Genomic DNA, 21,404 nt, shown 5'->3' with positions numbered 1-21,404 from the left:
CGGCCGGCCGAGTCGTAGCTGTAGGTGGTGGTCAGGCCGGTGCGCGGATCCTTCGCCGAGCGCAGCCGGCCGTCCGAGTCATAGGCGTAGGCGGCGACGTTCACCGGGGTGTTGCCGTTGAGGGCGAAGGCGAGCCCGCCGAGGCGGCCGGTGTAGTCGCCCCAGGTCGCCGGGTTGGTGCCGTTACCGGTCGCGGTCGTCGACGTGGCGTAGGTGAGGTTCAGCGCCCGGCAGCCGGCCACCAGCGTCGTGCAGGTGACCCCGGCGGGGACGGGGGCGAGGATGCGGGTCACCCGGCCGGCGGAGTCGGTGGTGTTCGAGCCGGGCTCGATGACCTGGCCGACGTGCCAGACGGTGGCGCCGCCGACGGTCTGGGCGACGTAGACGGTCTTCGTGCCGTCGACGTCGAGGTGGGTGAACTGGGTGGCGGAGTCCTTGGTCAGGGTGCTGCCGTCGACGGCGTCATCGCCGACACCGGTGTAGGAGTACGGGTAGGTGCCGGTGCCGGTGCGGGTGTAGACGTCCTGGACACCGGTCTCGTCGGTGAGGGTGGCGTAGCCGCCGGAGTCGGTGTTGTCGGTCAGGGTCTCGTCGGCGGCGCCGGCGTCGGGGCCGGGCATGCTCGCCGTCCAGCCGGGGCCGAAGACGCCGGTCGAGACGCCGGCGGGCAGCACCTCGAACATCGCCCAGGCGTTGTCCGCACTCGCCGGGGCGGTGGTGGCGATGCTCAGCGCCTGGCCGGGGGCGGTGGCCGCCGCGGTCTTGTAGAGCGCGGCACCGGTCAGGTCGAACTGCGAGTAGGTGCCCTGCAGGGTGACACCGGCGGCGGGGGTCGGGGCGCCGGCGGCGTTCCAGTCGGCGACCGCGGCGAAGGCCATCGAGCCGGCGGTGGTCGAGGTCAGCGACTGGTTGAGTACCCCGGCGGTGGTGTTGCCGGCCGGGCCGATGTTCGTCGCGCCGATCGGCGTGGTCAGGTTCGCGTTCTTGACGACCACGACCTGCAGGAACTTCGAGCAGGTGTTCGTCGCCGACGTGAGGGTGACGGTGCGGGCGGCGGCGGTGGAGGTCTTCGCCCACCAGGCGATCGCCTCGTCCTTGGTGCCGTTCGCCCCCGAGGAGCCGATCTTCGTCCAGGCCAGGCCGCCGGAGTCGTAGAGCGACGGGGTGGTGCTCGCGCCGGCACCGGTGGAGGCGGTGTCGGCGCGAGCGAGGAGCAGGGAGTTCGCGGGGGCGGTGAACGACGCGGTGACCGCGTTGCCGGCGGCGGTGCAGCCGTTGCCGGCCCAGCCGGCCGCCGCCGGGGTCGACGGGTCGACGGTGAGGTCACCGGTGTAGGCCGGCAGCGATGCGTCGGTGGCGGACACGGAGTAGTCGCCGGTGAGCAGCGCCACCGATCCCGGTCCGACGGCCTGTGTTGCTTCGGCGTCGGCGAACGCGTGCCGGGTGAACTGGATGGTGTGCGCCGGTGCGCAGCTCACCGTGTTCGAGGCGTCCCGGAAGCAGGCCTGGACCTGCAGCGGCCCGTCGGAGGCGCCGACGGCGGTCATCGTCGCGGCGACGTCCCAGGTCAGCTTGTCGAACAGGCCGGAGCCGTTGCGGACCATCGGCCACGTCGGATGGGTCGTGCCGCCCGCGATGACGGCATCCCCGGTGGGGATGCCGGTCCAGCCGGTGGCGGCGTTCGTGCCGAGCCGGTACTGGAAGGTGACCTTCGTCTGGGTGGTGGGGGCCTGGCCCTCGAGGGTGGCGAACCGCTGGGCGCGGGCGCCGTCCGCGGGTTGCGCGAGCGCCCCGGAACCGACCCCGAAGTTGTAGCTGACGACCGACGACAGGTTGCCGGACTTGTCCTTGGTACGGACGTAGAAGGTGTGCAGGCCACCGCCGGTCGTCAGCGTCGGCGTGGTCGTCGCGGTCGTCTCGCTGGCCGGGGAGGGCTGGTCGAGGCCGTAGAGGAACGACTGGGTGTCACCGCCGGGCGAGGTCCAGGTGAACGTGCCGGAGGTCGCCGAAGCCCAGCCGCCGGACGGCCAGGCCGCCGAGCTCACCGCGCTCGGTGCGGCGGGTGCGGTGGTGTCGACGGTGAACGGGATCCACGACGACCAGTTCTGCGAGTAGTCGACCCCGTCGAAGGCCCGGGCGCGCCACTCGTAGGCGGTGCCGTTCGTCAGCAGGCCCGAGGGCACCGTCCAGTAGGCCGGCGAGTTCGACGGGGTGTTCGACACCGACCCGCCGGTGATCTTCGTGGTGCCGGCGGAGTTCCACACTTCGACATCGACGCGGACCTGCCCGCCGTCGGGGTCGAACGAGGAGCCGGACAGGGTCGGGGTGGTGGTGTTCGTCAGCACCATCGCCGGGCTGCCGCCGCACTGCGCCGAGCACGGGCTGGTGAAGCGGCCGGCGACCGTGCCCGGGTAGGAGTTGTAGGTGGTGGAGATGTGCGGGGCGAGCATCGTGTCGCCGGAGTAGAAGTACTTGAACTGGTTGGCGTCGGACTCGTTGGGGGCGCGGATGGTGAGCGCCTCCGGGGAGGCGAAGCCGTTGTGCGCCCAGGCGTCGACGAGGCCGGTGATGTCGATGTTCGTGCCGCAGGAGCCGCCGTTGTTGAAGGTAGCGTTGCCCCAGTTGGTGCCATCCGCGCTGGGCTGGGTGTTCCAGGTGGTGCCGGCGCCCATGCCGCCCGCGCCCTGCACGACCGTCGGCTCGGCGGTGCAGGTTGCCGAGCCGCCCTGCCACAGGTTCAGCACGGCGGACGTGACGTGCCGGTTCTTGATACCCGAGTCGTCGAAGCGCAGGAACGCGCGGTTCACCGCCGCACCCAGGTAGTTGCCGACCCGCAGGGTGTCGCCGGTGTCGTAGTTCGTCGTCGGGTTGGCGTTGTTGACGTCGGTGTCGAGGTTGTCGGCGAGGGTGGCCGCCGGGTCGATGGTGACCGGGTACTGGCGGGCGGCGTCGGTGAGCCAGGCCCTGTCGGGCTTCAGGGTGAGGGTCGGGGCGGCGGCGGTGCCGTCGAGGGTGGCGTCGACCTCGCGGGTGTGGTCGGGCAGCTTGGCCTTCGGGTCGACGTGGGCGTCCCACATCAGCGGGGTGGGTGAACGGGCCGTCACCTTCCCGCCGGCGGACAGCCGCAGCTCGCCGTCCTTGGTGCGCGCGGCGGTCACGCCCTTGAGGCGCATCGGCAGCCGCAGCGCGGCCTGGGCCGCCGCCGGGGTGTGGGCGATGATCCGCACGTCGTAGCCGGTCGGGGTGACCTTGACGAGCAGGTCGGTGCCGGGGGCCACGTCGGCGTAGGTGGCGGTGCTGCCGGCGAGGGTCGGGGCGGGCAGCGCGTCCGGCCAGGCGAAGGCCAGTTCGCGGGGGCCGTCGACCAGGGTCGCGACGTCGCCGCCGGCCTTGCCGCCGGCGGAGAGCACAATGCCCGCCTTGGCGACCTTCGGGGTGACCTTTCCGTCGGCGAGGACGAGGGTGGAGTCGACGTCGGCCCAGCCGTCACCACGGTGGACCCGGCGGATGCCGGAGTAGGAGTCGACGGTGATCGTGCCGTCCGGGTTCACGAACGTTGACGTCGACTCGGTACGGGCGTCGGTGACCTCGATCCGCCGCTTGTCCGCACGCGCGGCGAGCTGCGCCGAGACGAGGTCCGGCCGCTCGGGCGGCCCGGCGTCCGCCGGGGGCGGCTGCGCGGTGGCCGCCGCTTGGGCCACGTGCCGTGTGGCCGGCACGAACTCGGCGACTGTCATGGCCAGAACCGCGACCAGCAGCACCCCGAGAAAACGGGTCAACAACATGCGAGGGCGCCCGGGCGACGTCCACATCAGGCCAGCTCCGATCCACCGGAAACAAAGAGATCCGCACACGGATGTCCGCGCGGCCGCCGAGGGGAACGACAGGCCGCGCGGACCACCGAAAATGACAGGGGCGCGAACCGAGGTACAGGAATCAGGACCGGCGTTGCTTTTTTGTAGCGCCACCCAGGGCTACCTTCACACGAAGGTGGTCGCGACGGCAGCTACCTTCCGTGATGAAGGAAGGGAGCAAACAGCGGCTTTCCCGGAAGCTCTTGAACTGCCAGTGAGAACATCCGGCGGTAGCGATCAGAAATCGCTACTGTCAGTTAAAGATGTTACCTGGGTCACCCAATGGTGTGTTACCTCGCCGTAACATATGGCCACAATCCTTGGGCAACACCGAGCACCCCAGAGGATTGATCGTTATGGGCAGCAAGGAACTTTCTGTCCGAAAGGGGTGGCAATCGCAGCGTCAACATGTCAGAGTCCTGCTCCGGGTCGGAGTCACGGAAGATCTTGTTGTTGCACATCCGGTCGTTGTTGCCCACACGATCGGAAGAACAGGATCGTCACCCGTGGAAACCGCATTCCAGGGACAGGGATGCGGCGGGCCGACCCGTCGGGTTCCCTCGTGGTTTCCGGCATTACCCCTTCCCGGGACGCAGCCCCGAGGTGGAAGAGGTGGCTTTCACGTCCGCCCGGTCCGGCAGGTGTCGCGTGCGTCGACCGGACGGGACACACCGGCCCGTCATCGCAAGGGAGGCCCTCGGTATGAGCCGGCACCGGCAGGCCGCCGACCGCGCCGCACGCCACCGCTCCAGACATCCCGCGCGTGACTCGGGTCGGCACGCACGACGGCACGTGCGACGCCATGCGCGACGGCGCGACGTCAGGCGCGGGCCGGCCACCGGCCTGCTCACCACCCTCGCGGTGATCGGCCTGCTCGGCGCCGTCGGCCTTGGTCCCGGTGTCCTGGGGCGGGAATCGGCCAGCATGGCCACCGCGGCCCCGGCCTCGATCGCGCACCCGCCGGCCCGCGACTACGACAACGATGTGCCCCCGCTGATCGCGGTACGTCCGCCGACCGCCGACACACCTCCCACCGCCGCCCCCGGCCAGACCGGGCAACAGGCGCCTGGCACGCCGGGAACCGCCAGCACCACCGGCCCGGCCGCCGCGGGATCGGGCTCGTCGACCAGCACCGTTACGTCGACCAGCACCGTCACGCTCACGGCCGCCGAGCGCCGGATTCCGGCCCGGGTGCTCGACGCCTACCGTGCGGCCGAGCGGCGGGCGGCGGGCGGCGGGCGCATGGCCGGGCTGCCATCTTCGCTGGCAGCTGCTCGCCGGCATCGGCCGGGTCGAGTCCGGCCACGGCGTCGGCCGCGCGATCGCCACCGACGGCACCATCACGAGCGCCATCCTCGGCCCGGCCCTGGACGGCCAGGACGGCCGGGCCCTGGTCCGGGACACCGACTCCGGACGGCTCGACGGTGACCGCCGCTTCGACCGGGCCGTCGGGCCGATGCAGTTCATTCCCACCACCTGGGCCTGGGCCGGCCGCGACGGCTCCGGCGACGGACGCGCAGACCCGAACAACGTCGACGACGCCGCCCTCGCCGCCGCCGGCTACCTGTGCGGGCACCGCCACGATCTCGCCGAACCGGTGTCGCTGCGGTCGGCCATTCTCAGCTACAACCCGTCGGACAGCTACGTGCGCGCCGTCCTCGCCTGGAGCGCCGCCTACACCACCATCGGCGCCCTGCCCGGCCCGACCGTCGCCACCCCGGCAGCTCCCCCACCGTCCTCGCGCCGCCGCCCACACCAACGCCGACGACCACCCCGGCCGTGGCCACATCCGTGGCGGGTCCGGCGACCGCGGGTGCGACCTCGGCGGCTGACGCGGCGGCAGCCCACTCATCCGGCAGGTCGCCGACGCCTGATCCGCCCTCCGATCCGGCCGCGGACCCGCCGCCGAGACCCACGCCGTCACCTGTCCCCTCGACTGTCGGACGGCGCACGGTCGCCCCTTTCACAGCGCCGACCAGCAATCCGCAGGCCGCCACGTCCCGAGCAGGTCCGTCGGACGAGACCAGTCCCGCGGTCTCGTCCGACGATGCGCTGCTCGTCATTGCCCTCACCCCCCAGAGCGGCTCGGGATCTCCCCGCGCGCCGACCTCCCCCCCCCTGATACCGAGCCGCCCATCGTCTGCGCGGCATTGAACGGAGACGAGACATCATGGGACGCCCCACCCGCTACACCCCCGCCTTCCGCGCGCAGGCCGTGGCGCAGGTCAGACAGACCCGCCCGCGACACACCTCCGAGTGGGCGGCGATCCAGGCCGTTGCCGCCACCTTCGCCATCAGCACGGAGACCCTGCGAACCTGGGTTCGCGGCGCCGAGTCCACCGCCGAACGCACCCGCGCCGACCTTCGCCGCCACCAGGCCGAGATCCGCCGCCTCGCCCGCGAGAACACCGAGCTGCGACGCGCCCTCGACCTACTGCGCGCCACCGCCACCTCACCTACCGGCAACCGGGCCGCTCAGGGCGACCGCGGCACCCGGATATCCACGGTCCGCGACCATGCTGTCCGTCTGCTGTGAGAGCATCCTTACCCACGCACGTCGACACGCCGACACGCCGACGCCAGACCACAAGGCCTGCGGACCACAGCGCCACCAAACCGCAGGATCACTGGACCACAGAGCCATCAGGCCACCGAGCCACGGGGCCGTGGGCATCAGCCCGGAGAGGCGACCATGACCACCAGGCAGCTCGTCAGCAGGCAGCTCGTCAAAGACTATCTGCGTCGCGCGGTCGAGCGCACCGGGTTCGAGGTGACGCGCAGGCCGGGCTGGGAGGTGCCGGCGGGAATGGACGCGCTGGCGACGATCCGCGAGTCGGCGCCGTACACCCTCACCGACCAAGCGAAGGTCTTCGGGCTCATCCAGGGCGTCCGCTACGTCGTTCGCCACCGGATACCCGGGGACATCGTCGAGTGCGGGGTGTGGGCCGGCGGGTCGACGATGGCGGCGGCGCGCACGCTGCTGGAGCTCGGCGACACCTCGCGTCATCTCTACCTGTTCGACACCTTCGAGGGAATGTCGGCGCCGACCGACCTCGACGTCGCGCCCGACGGGCAGACCGCCGCCGGTCTGCTCTCGCGTTCCGACCGGGGCAAGGCCGACTCCGCCTGGTGCGTCGTGTCGATCGACGAGGTGCGGGCGAACGTCGCCCGGATCGGTTATCCCGCCGACCAGGTGCACTTCATCCAGGGAAAGGTGGAGGACACCGTTCCCGAACACGCCCCCGAACAGATCGCGCTGCTGCGCCTGGACACCGACTGGTACGAGTCGACCCGGCACGAGATGGAGCACCTCTACCCGCGCACCACTGCGAGCGGCGTGCTCATCATCGACGACTATGGCTGGTGGAAGGGTGCCCAGCAGGCCGTCGACGAATACGTGGCGGCGCACGAACTCCCGCTGCTGCTCAACCGTCTCGGCCCGGAAGGCGGCGCCATTGGCATCGTCCCCGCCCGGTAGCGTCCTCGCCCGGTAGCGTCTCTGGCTGGCGCCGGAACATCTCGATGTGCTGAACGGCGTCCCTCCCGCGACACCTACGAGGCCTGGCTGGCCTGGCTGGCCAGGTGGGCGAGGTAGTGGGCGAACATGCGGATGCCGCCGGCGGCCTGGGTCCAGTCGTAGTGCTCGTTGGGGGCGTGGTAGCCATGGCTGGGCAGGCTCAGGCCCATCAGGATGACGGGGGCCTTGAGGTACTGGTCCATGGTGAGGACGGCGCCGATCGAGCCGCCTTCGCGGACGAAGGCGGGGCGGCGGCCGAAGGCGTATTCGACGGCGTCCGCGGCGGCGTCGGCGTAGGGGCCGGTGCGGGGGCCGAGGTACGGGGGCATCGCGGCCTCGAGTTTCACGACGGCGTCGGGGTGGCGGGCGGTGATGAAGTCGCGGATCAGTGTGAAGACGGCCTGCGGGTCCTGATGGGGGACGATCCGGGTGCTGAGCTTCGCGGTGGCGAACGGCGGCACGATGGTCTTCACACCGGGGCCGGTGTAACCGCCGGTCAGGCCGTGCACCTCGAAGGTCGGTTCGGCCATGATGCGGCGCACGACCTCGCGGACGTCGGTGGTCCGTAGCGAGGTCAGGCCGTGGGCGGCCATGAAGGTCTCGACGTCGAAACCGGAGGCGACGAAACCGGCGAGTTCGTCGTCGGCGACGGGAGCGACGGCGTCGGCGAAACCGGGGATGAGGACCCGTCCGGTGGTGGCGTCGACGCATTCGGCGATGAGCCCGGCGAGTTCGGTGAGCGGGTTGCGGGCCGGGCCGCCGGTGAGCCCGGAATGGGTGTCGTTGTGGCCGGTGGTGAGGGTGACCTCGAAGGTGACCAGGCCGCGCAGGCCGTAGTCGATGGCCGGGCGGTCCGCGGCGATCCAGATCGAATCGGAGACCAGCACGACGTCGGTGGAAAGCCGCGGTAGTTCGGCGCGGACGAACTCCTCGAAGTTCGGACTGCCGATCTCCTCCTCGAGTTCCCAGACGAACCGGATGTTGACCGGCCATTCGTGTCCGACGGCGAACTGGGCGGCCTGCAGAGCGGTCAGCGCCGGACCCTTGTCGTCCGTGCTGCCCCGACCGGAGTAGCGGTCACCGGCGATGGTCAGGCGGAACGGTTCGGTGCGCCACTGCGCCCGGTCTGCGGGCTGGACGTCGAGATGGTTGTAGATCGTCACGGTCGGGAGGTCCGCGCCGGCGTGGTGTTCGCCGACGACGACCGGGTTGCCGGGGGTCGCCACGATCCGCGCGGACAGGCCCGCGTCGCGCAGCAGGGTCGCCGCGTGCTCGGCCGTACGCGCGATGTCGGCGGCACGCGCCGGATCGGCGCTGACCCCGGGGATACCGACCAGTTCGGCGAGGCGGCGCTCGAACTCCGGCCGGCTCTCGGAGACATATCCCCCAAGCCCTCGCAGCAGCGCGTCGCCACTGGCGATGGTGCCGGCGCCGGTGGCGGGGGCACTGGTGGCGGAGGCGCTGGACGGGGCATGGGGCGCGCGGCTGTCAGCCATCCGCCGATCGTACGGACCGTCGCCACCCGGGCCGTCACCGAGGTTCACCGCGTCGCTCACGGTCCGCCTCACACGGTCCTCACACCGCCGCGGTGGTGTTCTCGGGGTGCCCGCGCGACCACCTCGGAAAGGTATGTGCATGCGGTCGTCCGTCTCTCGTCTACTGCCTGGTGATGAGCCCGTCGCCGCGAAGGTTCCCGAGATCACCGGCCTGTTCTGGACCATCAAGATCCTTTCCACCGGGATGGGTGAGGCCACGGCCGACTTCCTCGCGTCGGTGAACCTCGTCCTCGCCGCGGCGGTCGGACTGTGCGGGTTCGCGACCGCCCTGTGGTTGCAGTTGCGGAGCCGGCGCTACCAGGCCTCGGTCTACTGGTTCGCGGTGGTGATGCTCGCCGTGTTCGGGACGATGGCCGCCGACGGGCCGCCGATCGGGCATGTCGGCTCGACGGTGTTCTACGCCCTCGTGCTCGCCGCCGTGCTGTGGCGCTGGCACCGCACCGAGGGCACGCTGTCGATCCACTCGATTGTCACCCGTCGTCGCGAGCACTACTACTGGACGACGGTGCTCGCCACGTTCGCGCTCGGCACCGCGCTGGGCGATCTGACCGCCGACACGCTGCACCTGGGGTACCTGGCGTCCGGACTGATGTTCACCGCGATCATCGCGGTGCCGGCGTTCGCCCGGCGCTGGTGCGGGCTCGGCGAGGTCGCCGCGTTCTGGGCCGCCTACGTGGTGACCCGTCCGCTGGGTGCCTCGTTCGCCGACTGGCTCGGCAAACCGGTGCACCGCCATGGCCTCGGGCTTGGGGACGGGGTGGTCAGCGCCCTCGCGACGGTGGTCATCGTCGGGCTCGTCGCCTACGCGGCCCACACCCGCTCCGACGTCCAGGCCCCGCGGCTCGACCCGCCAGCTGGAACGCCTGGGGCGACTGAGGCGGCTGGGACAGCAGGGGTGGCGGGGCTGTGACCGGGGGGTTCGCGCTCAATGTGCTGGACGCCTCGTCGGTGGCGTCCTCGGTCGGGCTGCTGGGGCTGATGGCGATCATCTTCGCCGAGACGGCCCTGTTCGTCGGGTTCTTCCTGCCGGGTGACTCGCTGTTGTTCCTCGCGGCGGCGTCCGGGCCGCGGCTGAACCTCGCGACGGTGCTGCCGGGGGTCGCGGTCGCGGCGATCGCGGGTGCGCAGACCGGTTACCTGCTGGGACGGCGTTTCGGGACGCGGCTGTTCGACCGTCCGAACTCGCGGTTGTTCCACCGGGAACACGTCGAACGGGCGCACGAGGTGCTGCGCCGGTACGGGTTCGGACGCGCGGTGGTGCTGGCCCGGTTCGTCCCGGTGGTGCGGACGTTCATGAACCCGCTGGCCGGCGTCGTGCGGGTACCGGTGAAGGCTTTCACCGTCAGTAACATCCTGGGCGGGCTGCTGTGGGCGGACGGGCTGACGCTGCTCGGCTACGCGCTCGGACGGGTGGTGCCGATCGACCGCTACCTCCTCCCGATCACCCTGGTCATCGTCGCCGTGTCGGCGATCCCCGTCCTGCGCGAGTACCGATCCGGACGGCGCGCGGCGGGCCCGCGCGGCTGAGGGCGCCCCCGCGAGGTGACCCGCGGCTCGGACGCGTACGCACGGTGTTCTACTGTGCGGATCGCAGCAGACCATCCCGGGGCAGACGGGTCGGGTCGCCGGCGTGGCGGCACCGCCCGCCCGGTCCACCGAACGCGCGGCCAGCCGCCGCGCCTGGATCCCTGAAGGTATCGATCACGTGAGCTCCATCAGCGTCGGCCAGGCCGTGCTCCTCGGCATCGTCGAGGGCCTGACCGAATTCCTCCCGGTCTCCTCGACCGGCCACCTGAAGATCACCGAAGGTCTGCTGGGCATCAAGGTGGACGACAAGGCGGTCGTCGGATTCACCGCCGTGATCCAGGTCGGTGCGATCGCGGCTGTCCTGGTCTACTTCTTCAAGGACATCCGCCGCCTGGTCACCGCCTGGTTTCGCGGTCTGCGCGATCCCGCGGCCCGGCAGAACCACGACTACGCCTTCACCTGGTGGGTCATCTACGCGACGATCCCCGTCGTTCTCGTCGGCGTCGCCGCGAAACCGCTCATCGACGGCCCACTCGCCTCGTTGTGGGTGGTCGCCGCGTCACTGGTGGCCGGCAGCGGACTCATGTGGTTCGCCGACCGTTATGGCCGGCACAAGCGCGGTGAGGACGACATCAGCCTGCCCGACACCCTGATCGTGGGTTCGGCGCAGATCCTCGCCCTGCTCTTCCCCGGTTTCTCCCGCTCCGGCGCCACCATTTCCACCAGCCTCATCCGCGACCTCGACCGTGTCGCCGCGACCCGGCTGTCGTTCTTCCTGTCCATTCCCACCCTGACCGGCGCCGGTCTCTACGAACTCAAGGACGCCGTCGGTGGCGGTGTCTCCGCCGTCCCGCTGGCCGTCGGCACCCTCGTCTCGTTCGTCGTCGCCTACGCCTCGATCGCGTGGCTGCTCAAGTACGTCGCCGCGCACAACTTCGACGCCTTCGTCGCCTACCGTCTCGTCATCGCCGCCCTGCTGGTCGGCCTGCTCACCACCGGCGCCCTCACCGCCTGACCCACCCCGGCACCCCCGCACCCCAAGCAGCACCGCAGCACCGCACTCCCAGCGGCACAGCAGCACCAGATCCGGCCGAGGCCCGTGCGAGGACACGGGCACCAGGTCCCACACGGGCCTCGGCCAGACGATCCACGACGTCGAGGACGTCGCGTGGCCGGTCGGCCGCCCCGCCACCGGCGGGCACCCGATCCGCCACCGCCCTGGTTCGGCGAGTTTCCGACTATCGCGACACCGGCCGACACAAAACCAGAAAAGCAATACGGGCCCGGACGATCTGATGTTCCGGCCTCAACCTTCGGACAATGGCACCTAAGGGCTCGGGCATCCGAGGTGACGACCCGGCCGCCGTCCGCCGTGGCGACTGCCGGCGACCGCTCACGACCGGTGGCGGGCACCGTTGGGCGACCGGATTGCCGACCGGTGCGCCACCCGTTAAGAAAATCCGTAGCGGAAATCCCGACGCCGGCACCGGCGCTTCCCCGGACGGGCCGTCGGCGCAGTTTTTACGGCCCGTCGAAGGTGGGTCTCCTGGCACCCTGGTTGTAGTGTCAACCTGGCGTGATTATCGCCACGGCACATTCGCCGGACGGCCGTGGAAAATCGGTCGTGACGGCCGGTCAGATCAGCTTCCGGCCGCTCGACGCCGATTCACGTCGGCGTAACCACCGACATGGAAAACAGGGGGGTACTTCGCCGGACGGACCGGCGACACCGCCCTACGGCACGCGGCGGCCGTCCTCGCGGACCGCCTACCCCGACCCGACGCGACGTCCTGACCGGCAGCTGTCGCCTCGCGTGGTCGGACGGGCGTGGTCCGGAGGGGGCGGGTGCCGCGGCGTCCGTCCTGGCGTTTCTCTGATTTTCGTTGCCCAGTCCGAAGGTGGGTCATGACCATCGTCCACGACAGTGTGCCGACCGATCTTGTCGGGTCGGTGGGCCTTCGCGGCCCGCGCCGTGACCCGGCGCCGTTGCTGCCTGACGCCGAACCGTTGCGGGTGCTCGGCACCAGGGCCGCGGTGACCGGCGACCCGGACCTGGCCCTTGACCTGTATAGCCGGCTCGTCCTCGGCCGTCGCTTCAACCGGCAGGCCACCACGCTGACCCGCCAGGGTCGCCTCGCGGTGTACCCGGCGTCCACCGGGCAGGAGGCCTGCCAGGTGACGGCGGCGATGGTGCTCGCCGACCAGGACTGGCTGTTTCCCAGCTACCGGGACACCCTCGCCGTGGTGGCGCGCGGGGTGGCTCCGATCGACGCGCTGACCCTGATGCGCGGGCATTCGCACTGCGGCTACGACCCGTACGAGCATCGGATCGCGCCGCTGGCGACGCCGCTTGCCACCCAGGCCGTGCACGCCGTCGGGCTCGCCCACGCCGCCCGGTTGCGGGCGGCGGCCGACCCGCGGGCGTCCGCCGCCAACGTGGTGGCGTTGGCGCTGGTCGGTGACGGGGGGACCTCCGAAGGCGACTTCCACGAGGCGCTGAACTTCGCGGCGGTGCTGCGCGCGCCGGTGGTGTTCCTCGTGCAGAACAACGGCTATGCCATCTCGGTGCCGCTGGCCAAGCAGACGGCGGCACCGACGCTGGCGCACAAGGCCGTCGGGTACGGGATGCCCGGACGCCTCGTCGACGGCAACGACGCCCTCGCCATGCACCAGGTGCTCACCGAGTCCGTCGCGCACGCCCGGGCCGGACGCGGACCGGTGCTGGTCGAGGCCATCACCTACCGGCTGGAGGCGCACACCAACGCCGACGACGCCACCCGCTACCGCAGCGCCGCCGAGGTCGACGACTGGCGGACCCGCGACCCGCTGACCCGCCTCGAAGCACACCTGCGGGCCCACGGCCAGCTCACCGACGCCACCGCCGAGCGGCTCGCGGCGCAGGCCGAGGAGCTCGCCGCCGAGATCCGCGCCCAGTTCGAGGCGGCCCCCGAGCCCGACCCGCGGTCGCTGTTCGCGCACGTCTACGCGACGCCGACCAGCCAGCTGCGTGAGCAGGCCGCCGACCTGGACGCCCGGCTGGCCCTCGACGCCGAGTTCGCCGCCGACAACTCCCACAACTTCGACCACACCGACCATGCCGACCACGCCGCTGAGGGCGCTGGCGGCCAGCTGGACCGTGACCACGACGGTAGGGGGGACCTCCGATGAGCGGCGCCGCGGCAGTGACCTCGGAGCCGGCCGGGACGCCGGCGGGGAGGCCGGTCGGGTTGCCCGCGGGCGAGCCGGCGGCGACGTCCATGACGATGGTCAAGGCGCTCAACCTGGCGCTGCGCGACAGCCTGCGGGACGACCCGACGGTGCACATCCTCGGCGAGGACGTCGGGGCGCTCGGCGGTGTCTTCCGGGTCACCGACGGCCTAGCCGCCGAGTTCGGCCCGGACCGCTGCCTGGACACGCCGCTGGCCGAGGCCGGCATCCTGGGCACCGCCATCGGCATGGCCATGTACGGGCTGCGCCCGGTGGTGGAGATGCAGTTCGACGCGTTCGCCTACCCGGCGTTCGAGCAGCTCTTCTCGCATGTGGCCAAGATGCGCAACCGCACCGGTGGACGGATGGCCCTGCCGATCACCATCCGGGTGCCCTACGGCGGTGGGGTCGGCGGGGTCGAGCACCACAGTGACTCCAGCGAGGCGTACTACGCGCACACACCGGGTCTGCACGTCGTCACCCCGGCGACGGTCGCCGACAGCTACGGCCTGCTGCGCGCCGCGATCGCCTCGGACGACCCGGTCGTCCTCTGCGAACCCAAGCGCCTGTACTGGACGACCGGCCCCCTCGAGGAGACCGCGCCGATCGGACGGGCGGTGGTGCGCCGAACCGGGACGTCCGCCACGTTGCTGACCTACGGACCGAGCCTGCCGATCTGCCTGGAGGCGGCGCGGGCCGCCGAGGAGGAGGGCTTCGACCTCGCCGTGGTCGACCTGCGGTCGCTGGTGCCCTTCGACGACGAGACGGTCAGCGCCGCGGTGCGGGCCACCGGACGCGCCATCGTCGTGCACGAGGCCAGCGGCTTCGGCGGGATCGGCGCGGAGATCGCCGCCCGGGTCACCGAGCGTTGCTTCCACCAGCTCGCCGCCCCCGTCCTGCGCGTCACCGGTTACGACATCCCGTATCCCCCGCCGATGCTCGAGAAGCACCATCTGCCCAGCGTCGACCGCATCCTGGATGCCGTCGCCCGACTTCAATGGGAGCAGTAGCCCGTGCCCGCGGTTCGCGAGTTCCCCCTGCCCGACCTCGGTGAGGGCCTGGTGTCCGCCGAGGTGGTCCGCTGGTTCGTCCAGGTCGGGGACGTCATCACCATCGACCAGCCCGTCGCCGAGGTCGAGACCGCCAAGGCCGTCGTCGAGGTCCCCTGCCCGTACGCCGGCGTCGTCACCTCCCTCGCGGGCCCCGCCGGCACCGGCGTCCTCGTCGGCGCCCCCCTGATCACCATCGCCACCCCCGCCCCGGACGGCACCACTGGCCCGACCAGCACCACTGGCCCGACCGGCACCAGTAGCCCGGACGGCACCGCTGGCCCGGACGGACCAGGGCGTGCGCGTGGCCTGAAGCTCCACCCGTCCGCCGAGGGCCCGGACGGGCCAGGCAACATCCTGGTCGGGTACGGCGTGAGCACCGAGCCCGACCGGCGCCGCCCGCGGCGTCGACGTCCCGTCAGCGCCGACAGCGGTGTCGGTCGCAGCACGGTCATCCCGATCCCCCGGCCCGAGGTCACCCTCCGCCCCGGCCACCACGGCACGCTCCCCGGCACCCACCCCGCCAGCGCCCAGAGCACCGGCGCCCAGACCACGGACAGCCAGACCGCCGACACTCGGTTCGCCGGGGCGGGACGGTCCGCCGTGGCGGTGGACGCCGGCGGCTCCCGGACCGGGCGTGCCGGGTCGCTCTCGGTCGTCTCGCCGTTGGTGCGCCGGCTGGCCCGCGACCACGACGTCGACCTGCGGACACTGCACGGTAGCGGACCCAGCGGCCTGATCATGCGCCGCGACGTCGAGGGCGCCATCGCCGCCCCGCGGCCCCGGCCCGATCGGGCCGGACGGCGTGGAGACGTTCGACGTGCTGCGGCGGCGGGCGGCGCAGGTGTACCGGCGCAGTCGCCGCGAGGTGCCCGACACGACCTGCTGGGTGGACGCGGACGCCACCGCCCTGCTCGCGGCGAAGGACACGCTCAACGCGGGCGGCGCCGAGCCGCGCATCGGACTGCTGGCGATCCTCGCCCGGGTGTGCGTCGCGGCCCTGCTGCGGGCACCGGAGCTGAACTCGTCCGTTGTCACCGACGACGACGGTGAGGCGACGGGCATCCGCCACCACGACGGCGTCCACCTCGGCTTCGCCGCCCAGACCCCACGTGGCCTCACGGTCCCGGTCGTCCGCGACGCCCACCGGCGCACCACCGCCGAACTCGCCACCGAGATCACCCGCCTGACGGGGGCGGCCCGCGCCGGTCGGCTCACCCCGGCCGAGCTCACCGGTGGGACGTTCACGCTGAACAACTACGGCGTGTTCGGTGTCGACGGGGCCACGCCGATCATCGCCCCTCCGCAGACGTCGATGCTCGGTGTCGGACGAATCCTCGAGCGACCCTGGGTGGTGCGGGGAGCACTCGCCGTCCGCAGAGTCGTGCAGCTGTCGTTCACCTTCGATCACCGGGTGTGTGACGGTGCGACGGCCGGGGCGTTCCTGCGCTTCGTCGCCGATGCCACCGAGGACCCGACTGCGCTCCTGCGTCACCTGTGACCCGCGGTTCCCGATGACCAGCTCCGAGCAGTCCGTCGATCACCTGCCGTCCGTGCCCTACCTCCTGTCCGTGACGCCCGCGGGCGCCGCCCGTTCCACCAGGAGGTCTGCCGTGCCCGTGCGGGCCCGTTATACCTATCTCGGCCCCGAGGGGACCTTCAGCGAGATCGCCCTACGGACGCTGCCCGAGGTGGCGAACGCCGACCTCATCCCGTCCACGTCGGTCACCGCCGCCCTGGACGCGGTGCGCTGCGGGGAGGCCAGCGGCGCCCTGGTCCCCATCGAGAACTCCGTCGAAGGCGCCGTCACCACCACCCTGGACGAACTCGCCACCGGCCAGCCGCTGCTGATCGACCGGGAGGTGGTGCTGCCGATCAGCTTCGCGCTGCTGGTCCGCCCGGGCACCCGACTGGACGAGATCAAGACCGTCACCGGCCATCCTGTCGCGCAGGCCCAGGTCCGCCGCTGGCTGGCCACCTACCTGCCGTACGCCGAGTGGGAGTCCGCCGCCTCCAACGCCGAAGGTGCCCGTCTGGTCCGCGACGGCCGCTTCGACTGCGCCTTCGCCGGCGCGTTCGCCGCCCGCCGCTACGGCCTCGAGGCGCTGCTCACCGACATCAACGACGTCGCCGGCGCCACCACCCGCTTCGTCCTGGTCGCCCGGCCCGGACCCCTCGGCCTGCCCACCCGCGCGGACAAGACCTCCGCCGTGGCCTGGCTCGCCCACAACCATCCCGGTGCGCTGCTCGAACTGCTGCAGGAATGGTCCGTGCGGGGGGTGAACCTGCTGCGGATCGAGTCCCGTCCCACCGGTGAGGGCCTCGGCCAGTACTGCTTCTCCTTCGACGCCGAAGGCCACGCCAGCGACCGTCGGGTCGCCGAGGCGCTCATGGGCCTGCACCGGCTGTGCCCGAAGGTCCGTTTCCTCGGCTCCTACCCGCGCGCCGGCGAGTCCCGCCCCCGGCCCCGGCCACGCCCACGCCCACGCCCCTGGCCGCACGGTCGCGCGATGGGTGCGACGACGGTCCCGGCCCTGGGTCCGGCCGGTGCGCCGGCGAGGGGGGCGGTGCCGGGTCCGCGAGACCCCGACCATGACGACGATCCGGCCTACACGCGCGCCGCGGCCTGGCTGGCCCGTTGCCTCGACGGCCCCGAGGCCGCCAATCCCCGCGAAGCCGCCTGACCCTCTGGTGGGATGCCCATGCGGGCCATCCACCCGCGTCCGCCCATCCGAGCCATCCAGGTGACGCGCACATCCTCGCTCGCCCGGTCAGGGGCACCTTCGTCCGCCCAAACGGGGAGGACCTCCGTCCACCCCCGCACGCGCTGAGCACCGATCCGCGCGGCCGGCTCCCCCGTCCCCGCGCCACCCGCTCCACCCCGCGCCGCTCGTGCCGCACCGCGGCCGATCCAGGTCGCTCCCAGCGCGATCTTCGGCCACGCCCGTCGTCCACGTGCTGTCCTCGCGAAACCACCAGGCGTGCCCCTGGCGGCGTCATCGCTGCCAGGGGCGGCGCCCAGCTCAGCCTGGCGCTCCCCCGCGCCCAGCGACCACCCCTCGGTCCCTGGCCGCGCCAGCCCCCGGAGCCACGAGAGGTCGGCTGGACCGACCGGCCCCACGCGGCCAACGGTCACCGTGAGCGTCCACTCGTCCGCCGATGGGCACCGCAGCCCGTCCGGTGCACGCCCTCGGGACAGCCCCCCCACGGTCGCATCCTGGCGGAGCTGGGCGAAGGGTCGGCGACCTGCCTCCCGTGCCAGCGAACGCCCCTACACCTCCAGGCGATAACTCTGGGTTGTCGGAGGGACGCGTTCGACTCCGCCATCCGGCGATGTCGAGGTCGCAGAGGCCCGCGTCGACGCGACGAACGCTCCGGGACGGACACCGCCGAAGCGACCGAAGGCCGGGTGGGGTCCGGCCCGGGAGACGCCGGTGAGGCGAGGGGCGGACGGGGGGGTAGGGCGGGCGTGGATGACAGGGTGACAGAACGGGCCGATCAGGGCATCGCCGTAGTCTGCTTGTGAGCCGTGCACGGATGGGATGACCGTTTGGCCGCTGATGAGCTGACGAGCCGAGGTAGTGAAGTGAGGATGCCGTGAAGGTGGTGGCGGTCGCCAGTTACAAGGGTGGGGTGGGCAAGACGACGCTCACGGCCAACATCGGGACGGCGATCGCGCGGCTCGGCAAGCGGGTGCTGATGGTGGATCTGGACCCGCAGGCGAACCTGACCTTCTCCTTCTACCGGCCGCAGGTCTGGCGCACGGAACTGGCCGATCAGCGACGCACGGTCAAGGCATGGTTCGAGACATGGCGGCCGGACACCACGGCGCCGTCGTTGCAGGGGTACATCACGACGCCGCCCGAGGCGGCCGAGGCGATCAGCGCGGGCGGCGGGCAGCTGGACCTGATCGCGTCCCATCTGGCGCTCGGCGACGTCGAGATGGATCTGACCGCACGTCTTGGCGGGGCGCAGGCGCACCGCTCGACCCGGCACTACTTCGACGTCTACCAGCGGCTGTCCCACGGGCTCGAGTCGCTGGACGCCGCCGCCTACGATCTGGTGGTGATCGACTGCCCGCCGCACTTCGGCGTCGTCACGAGGGCGGCGATCGCGGCGTGCGACCATGTGCTGATTCCGGCGCGTCCCGACCTGCTCTCCACCCTCGGGATCGAGCACATGCTGGGCAAGCTCAGCCGGTTCGTCTGGGAGTTCAACCGGGTCGCCGAGCTGCAGTCGGGGCTGCGTCCGGCGGTCAAGAAGCTCGACCCGCGGGTGCTCGGTGTCGTGCTCATCATGGTGCAGTACTACCGGGGACGGCCCACGAGCTTCCTGCGCCGGCACATCGACCAGATCGACGAGCTCGGCGTGCCGGTGTTCACCGCGATGCTGCGGGCGAGCAACCGGGCGTTCGCCGGCAGCGCCGACGCGCAGCTGCCCGCGGTGCTGTCGATGGAGACACCGTACGAGGTCGCCCGGGAGCTCGTCGACCTGGTGGAGGAGTTCCTGCGCCGGCTCGGTGCCTCCGGTCTCGGCTCCGAGGGCCTGCGCGGCTGGCGCGGCGACATCTGACCCCGAACAACCGGGCCTCGAACGGCCGGACCCCGAACGGCTGGCCCCGGGCTGCTTCCCGAGTGCGGGTCGGGTGGACGCGCGGCCGGTGACAGGTGCTGTCCTTGCGTCACGTAGTTGGATTCTCTACGTTGAGGAAGGACGTTCGAACGGTCATCCCGTTCGGGCGCATCGACCGCCGACATCGACCGCCGACCGAGGAGTATCCACGCGTTCCGTGCAGGAATCGTCGAGCGCAGGTCGGCGGGTCGAACCGGAATTCCCGGATCGTGCACCGTGTTAGATGTTACGGGTACGAGACGGGTGATGCCACAGAACCCCGGCGACCGACGGCATCCGCCGGTTCGGGCGCCCGAACCCGGCCGGCCGCCCACGCGCGTCCGCGAAAGCGAGCGGTGCCGGGAGAACGGGAGGAACCGTGTCCCAGGCGACCACACCCCAGTCCACCCCTGACTCGAACACCTCTGACTCGAACACCGCCGGCCCGAGCACCGCGAGCCCTGCGGCCATGGCCCCGTCCCCGCGCGCGGGCAAGCCGTTGATCGTGGCGGTCGTCGGGTCGGGGCCGTCGGGGTTCTACGCGGCGAGCTCGCTGTTGGAGCAGACGGCGGTGCCGGTGCGGGTGGACATGTTCGAGCGGTTGGCGACGCCGTGGGGGCTGGTGCGTTCGGGGGTCGCGCCGGACCATCCGAAGATCAAGACGGTGTCGGGTGTGTACGAGCAGATCGCCGCGCACGAGAACTTCCGGTTCTTCGGCAACGTGCACATCGGACGGGACGTCACCCGCGAGGAGCTCACCGCCCGTTACGACGCGGTGCTCTACGCGGTCGGCACGCAGACCGACCGGCGTCTGGGCATACCCGGTGAGGACCTGCCGGGCAGCGTGTCGGCGGTCGACTTCGTCGGCTGGTACAACGGCCATCCCGAGTACGCCGATTTCAGCTTCGACCTGAGCGGCGAGCGCGCGGTGGTGATCGGCGCGGGCAACGTGGCGCTCGACGTGGCCCGGCTGCTGTGCTCACCGGCGCAGCGGCTCGGGCGCACCGACATCGCCGACCACGCGCTGACGGCGCTGCGGGACAGCAGCATCACCGAGGTCATGGTGGTCGGTCGCCGGGGCGCCGCGCAGGCCGCGTTCACCACACCCGAGCTGCGGGAGCTGCCGGAGTTCACCGAGTCCGGGGTGGACGTCGACCCGGCCGAGGTGGGGCCGCAGCCCGGTGAGGAGGCGCTCTCGCGTGCCGCGAAGCGCAACCTCGCCGTCCTGCGTGGGTACGCGGACACGCCGGCGGCCCCCGGGCGGCGGCGTGTGGCGCTGCGTTTCCAGCGCACCCCGCTGGAGATCCGGGGGGACGGCCGGGTGGAGGAGGTCGTGTTCGCCCGCAACGCGCTGACGGTGGGTGAGGACGGCTGGGTCGGCGCCGTCGACACCGGCGAGCGGGAGACGGTGCCGGCGAACCTGGTGCTGCGGGCCGTGGGCTACCGGGGGGTCGCCTTCGGCGGGCTGCCCTTCGACGAGCGGCGCGGGGTGATCGCGAACGAGCGGGGCCGGGTCACCGGGGCCGAACGCGAGTACGTCGCCGGCTGGATCAAGCGCGGGCCGACCGGCATCATCGGCACGAACCGCAAGTGCGCCGCCGAGACGGTGGCCCGGCTGTTCGCCGATCTCGCCGAGGGCTCGCTGCGCCGCCACGATCGTGGGGTGGCCTTCGACCACGACGTCGAGATCGTCAGCTGGCTGCTCGAACGGCAGCCGCACCTGGTCACCGAGGATGGCTGGCAGCTCATCGACGCCGCCGAGCGGGCCGCGGGCGCCGCCAGCGGCCGGCCGCGGGTCAAGCTGGTCCTCACCGACGAACTGCTCGCCATCGCCCTGGAACGCCAGTCCGTCACCCCCAGGTGACCCGTGATCCCCACGGTAGCGCGGGACGTGGAGAGGCCCGGTCTGGCACCGACGGGGGGCCGGACGCGGGGCGTCGGTCACCTTGCGCCGAACCGACGTGCACGCTCCCGCGCTCGCGGTCGTCACGACGGTTTAATCAGCGCGAATTACGGAACAATGCCTCATCGAATTCCGCGAAGGCGGTTAGAGCATGACCGACTTCAATTGTCTTCCATACCT

General features: G+C 71.8%; 15 protein-coding genes and 1 pseudogene. 13 read left to right on the top strand and 3 right to left on the bottom strand.

Features of this window, described 5'->3' with window-relative positions:
* Both G6R24_RS07955 and G6R24_RS22065 read right to left on the bottom strand, forming a co-directional pair.
* On the bottom strand, positions 1–3,785 hold a 3,785-nt coding region (locus G6R24_RS07955), incomplete at its 3' end, for a DNRLRE domain-containing protein (RefSeq protein WP_225438255.1).
* Between the two features lie 1,040 nt (positions 3,786–4,825).
* Positions 4,826–5,017: a hypothetical protein gene (locus G6R24_RS22065; RefSeq protein ID WP_175084437.1), complete on the bottom strand. Its 192-nt coding sequence runs from the start codon at positions 5,015–5,017 to the stop codon at positions 4,826–4,828.
* A gap of 44 nt (positions 5,018–5,061) precedes the next feature.
* Between G6R24_RS22065 and G6R24_RS07950 the strand changes: the two genes are divergently transcribed.
* The 3 genes from G6R24_RS07950 (at position 5,062) to G6R24_RS07940 (ending at position 7,332) form a co-directional block, all read left to right on the top strand.
* Positions 5,062–5,976: a lytic transglycosylase domain-containing protein gene (locus G6R24_RS07950; protein ID WP_225438254.1), complete on the top strand. Its 915-nt coding sequence runs from the start codon at positions 5,062–5,064 to the stop codon at positions 5,974–5,976.
* A gap of 48 nt (positions 5,977–6,024) precedes the next feature.
* Positions 6,025–6,390, top strand: coding sequence for a transposase (locus G6R24_RS07945; RefSeq protein WP_163548511.1), 366 nt, complete (start codon positions 6,025–6,027; stop codon positions 6,388–6,390).
* Between the two features lie 156 nt (positions 6,391–6,546).
* Positions 6,547–7,332: a TylF/MycF/NovP-related O-methyltransferase gene (locus G6R24_RS07940; protein ID WP_163548510.1), complete on the top strand. Its 786-nt coding sequence runs from the start codon at positions 6,547–6,549 to the stop codon at positions 7,330–7,332.
* A 74-nt stretch (positions 7,333–7,406) separates the two neighbouring features.
* On the opposite strand, the gene G6R24_RS07935 is transcribed toward G6R24_RS07940, so the two are convergent.
* The gene (locus G6R24_RS07935) at positions 7,407–8,867 is read right to left on the bottom strand and encodes a M20/M25/M40 family metallo-hydrolase (protein ID WP_163548509.1); all 1,461 of its coding nucleotides are present in this window, start codon (positions 8,865–8,867) and stop codon (positions 7,407–7,409) included.
* A 139-nt stretch (positions 8,868–9,006) separates the two neighbouring features.
* On the opposite strand from G6R24_RS07935, the gene G6R24_RS07930 reads away from it, so the two are divergent.
* From G6R24_RS07930 to G6R24_RS07890, 10 genes and pseudogenes are all read left to right on the top strand, one after another.
* The gene (locus G6R24_RS07930) at positions 9,007–9,837 is read left to right on the top strand and encodes a COG4705 family protein (RefSeq protein ID WP_163548508.1); all 831 of its coding nucleotides are present in this window, start codon (positions 9,007–9,009) and stop codon (positions 9,835–9,837) included.
* A complete protein-coding gene (locus G6R24_RS07925) occupies positions 9,834–10,454 on the top strand; it encodes a DedA family protein (protein WP_163548507.1) in 621 nt (206 codons plus the stop codon). The genes G6R24_RS07930 and G6R24_RS07925 overlap by 4 nt, the downstream gene beginning before the upstream one ends.
* Before the next feature lie 178 nt (positions 10,455–10,632).
* Positions 10,633–11,469, top strand: a complete 837-nt coding sequence (locus G6R24_RS07920; RefSeq protein WP_163548506.1) for an undecaprenyl-diphosphate phosphatase — start codon at positions 10,633–10,635, stop codon at positions 11,467–11,469.
* 890 nt (positions 11,470–12,359) lie between these two features.
* A complete protein-coding gene (gene pdhA, locus G6R24_RS07915; RefSeq protein ID WP_163548505.1) occupies positions 12,360–13,622 on the top strand; it encodes a pyruvate dehydrogenase (acetyl-transferring) E1 component subunit alpha in 1,263 nt (420 codons plus the stop codon).
* 95 nt (positions 13,623–13,717) lie between these two features.
* The gene (locus tag G6R24_RS07910; RefSeq protein WP_217451558.1) at positions 13,718–14,671 is read left to right on the top strand and encodes an alpha-ketoacid dehydrogenase subunit beta; all 954 of its coding nucleotides are present in this window, start codon (positions 13,718–13,720) and stop codon (positions 14,669–14,671) included.
* 3 nt (positions 14,672–14,674) lie between these two features.
* A pseudogene (locus G6R24_RS24435) lies at positions 14,675–15,421 on the top strand (biotin/lipoyl-containing protein); the annotation flags it as partial.
* 94 nt (positions 15,422–15,515) lie between these two features.
* Positions 15,516–16,211 (top strand): dihydrolipoamide acetyltransferase family protein, encoded by a 696-nt coding sequence (locus G6R24_RS24430; RefSeq protein ID WP_225438253.1) that lies wholly within the window; start codon positions 15,516–15,518, stop codon positions 16,209–16,211.
* Positions 16,212–16,224: 13 nt separating this feature from the next.
* Positions 16,225–17,394: a prephenate dehydratase gene (pheA, locus tag G6R24_RS07900; RefSeq protein ID WP_225438252.1), complete on the top strand. Its 1,170-nt coding sequence runs from the start codon at positions 16,225–16,227 to the stop codon at positions 17,392–17,394.
* Positions 17,395–18,307: 913 nt separating this feature from the next.
* Entirely contained in the window at positions 18,308–19,282 is a 975-nt protein-coding gene (locus G6R24_RS07895; protein WP_163548503.1) for a ParA family protein, read from the top strand.
* A gap of 508 nt (positions 19,283–19,790) precedes the next feature.
* On the top strand, positions 19,791–21,185 hold the full coding sequence (locus G6R24_RS07890; RefSeq protein ID WP_163548502.1) for an FAD-dependent oxidoreductase: 1,395 nt from the start codon (positions 19,791–19,793) through the stop codon (positions 21,183–21,185).
* The last annotated feature ends 219 nt before the right edge of the window (positions 21,186–21,404 follow it).

The organism is Candidatus Frankia nodulisporulans (assembly GCF_902806475.1).
Lineage (GTDB): Bacteria > Actinomycetota > Actinomycetes > Frankiales > Frankiaceae > Frankia > Frankia umida.
This window is presented reverse-complemented; position numbering and strand designations above follow the sequence as displayed.

Bases quoted from the DNA above. Each gene is read 5' to 3' on its own strand.
- G6R24_RS07930 (WP_163548508.1), top strand. From the start codon at position 9,007: ATGCGGTCGTCCGTCTCTCGTCTACTGCCTGGTGATGAGCCCGTCGCC.
- G6R24_RS07935 (WP_163548509.1), bottom strand. From the start codon at position 8,867: ATGGCTGACAGCCGCGCGCCCCATGCCCCGTCCAGCGCCTCCGCCACC.
- pheA (WP_225438252.1), top strand. From the start codon at position 16,225: ATGACCAGCTCCGAGCAGTCCGTCGATCACCTGCCGTCCGTGCCCTAC.
- G6R24_RS07910 (WP_217451558.1), top strand. From the start codon at position 13,718: ATGGTCAAGGCGCTCAACCTGGCGCTGCGCGACAGCCTGCGGGACGAC.
- G6R24_RS07945 (WP_163548511.1), top strand. From the start codon at position 6,025: ATGGGACGCCCCACCCGCTACACCCCCGCCTTCCGCGCGCAGGCCGTG.
- G6R24_RS07890 (WP_163548502.1), top strand. From the start codon at position 19,791: ATGGCCCCGTCCCCGCGCGCGGGCAAGCCGTTGATCGTGGCGGTCGTC.
- G6R24_RS07940 (WP_163548510.1), top strand. From the start codon at position 6,547: ATGACCACCAGGCAGCTCGTCAGCAGGCAGCTCGTCAAAGACTATCTG.
- pdhA (WP_163548505.1), top strand. From the start codon at position 12,360: ATGACCATCGTCCACGACAGTGTGCCGACCGATCTTGTCGGGTCGGTG.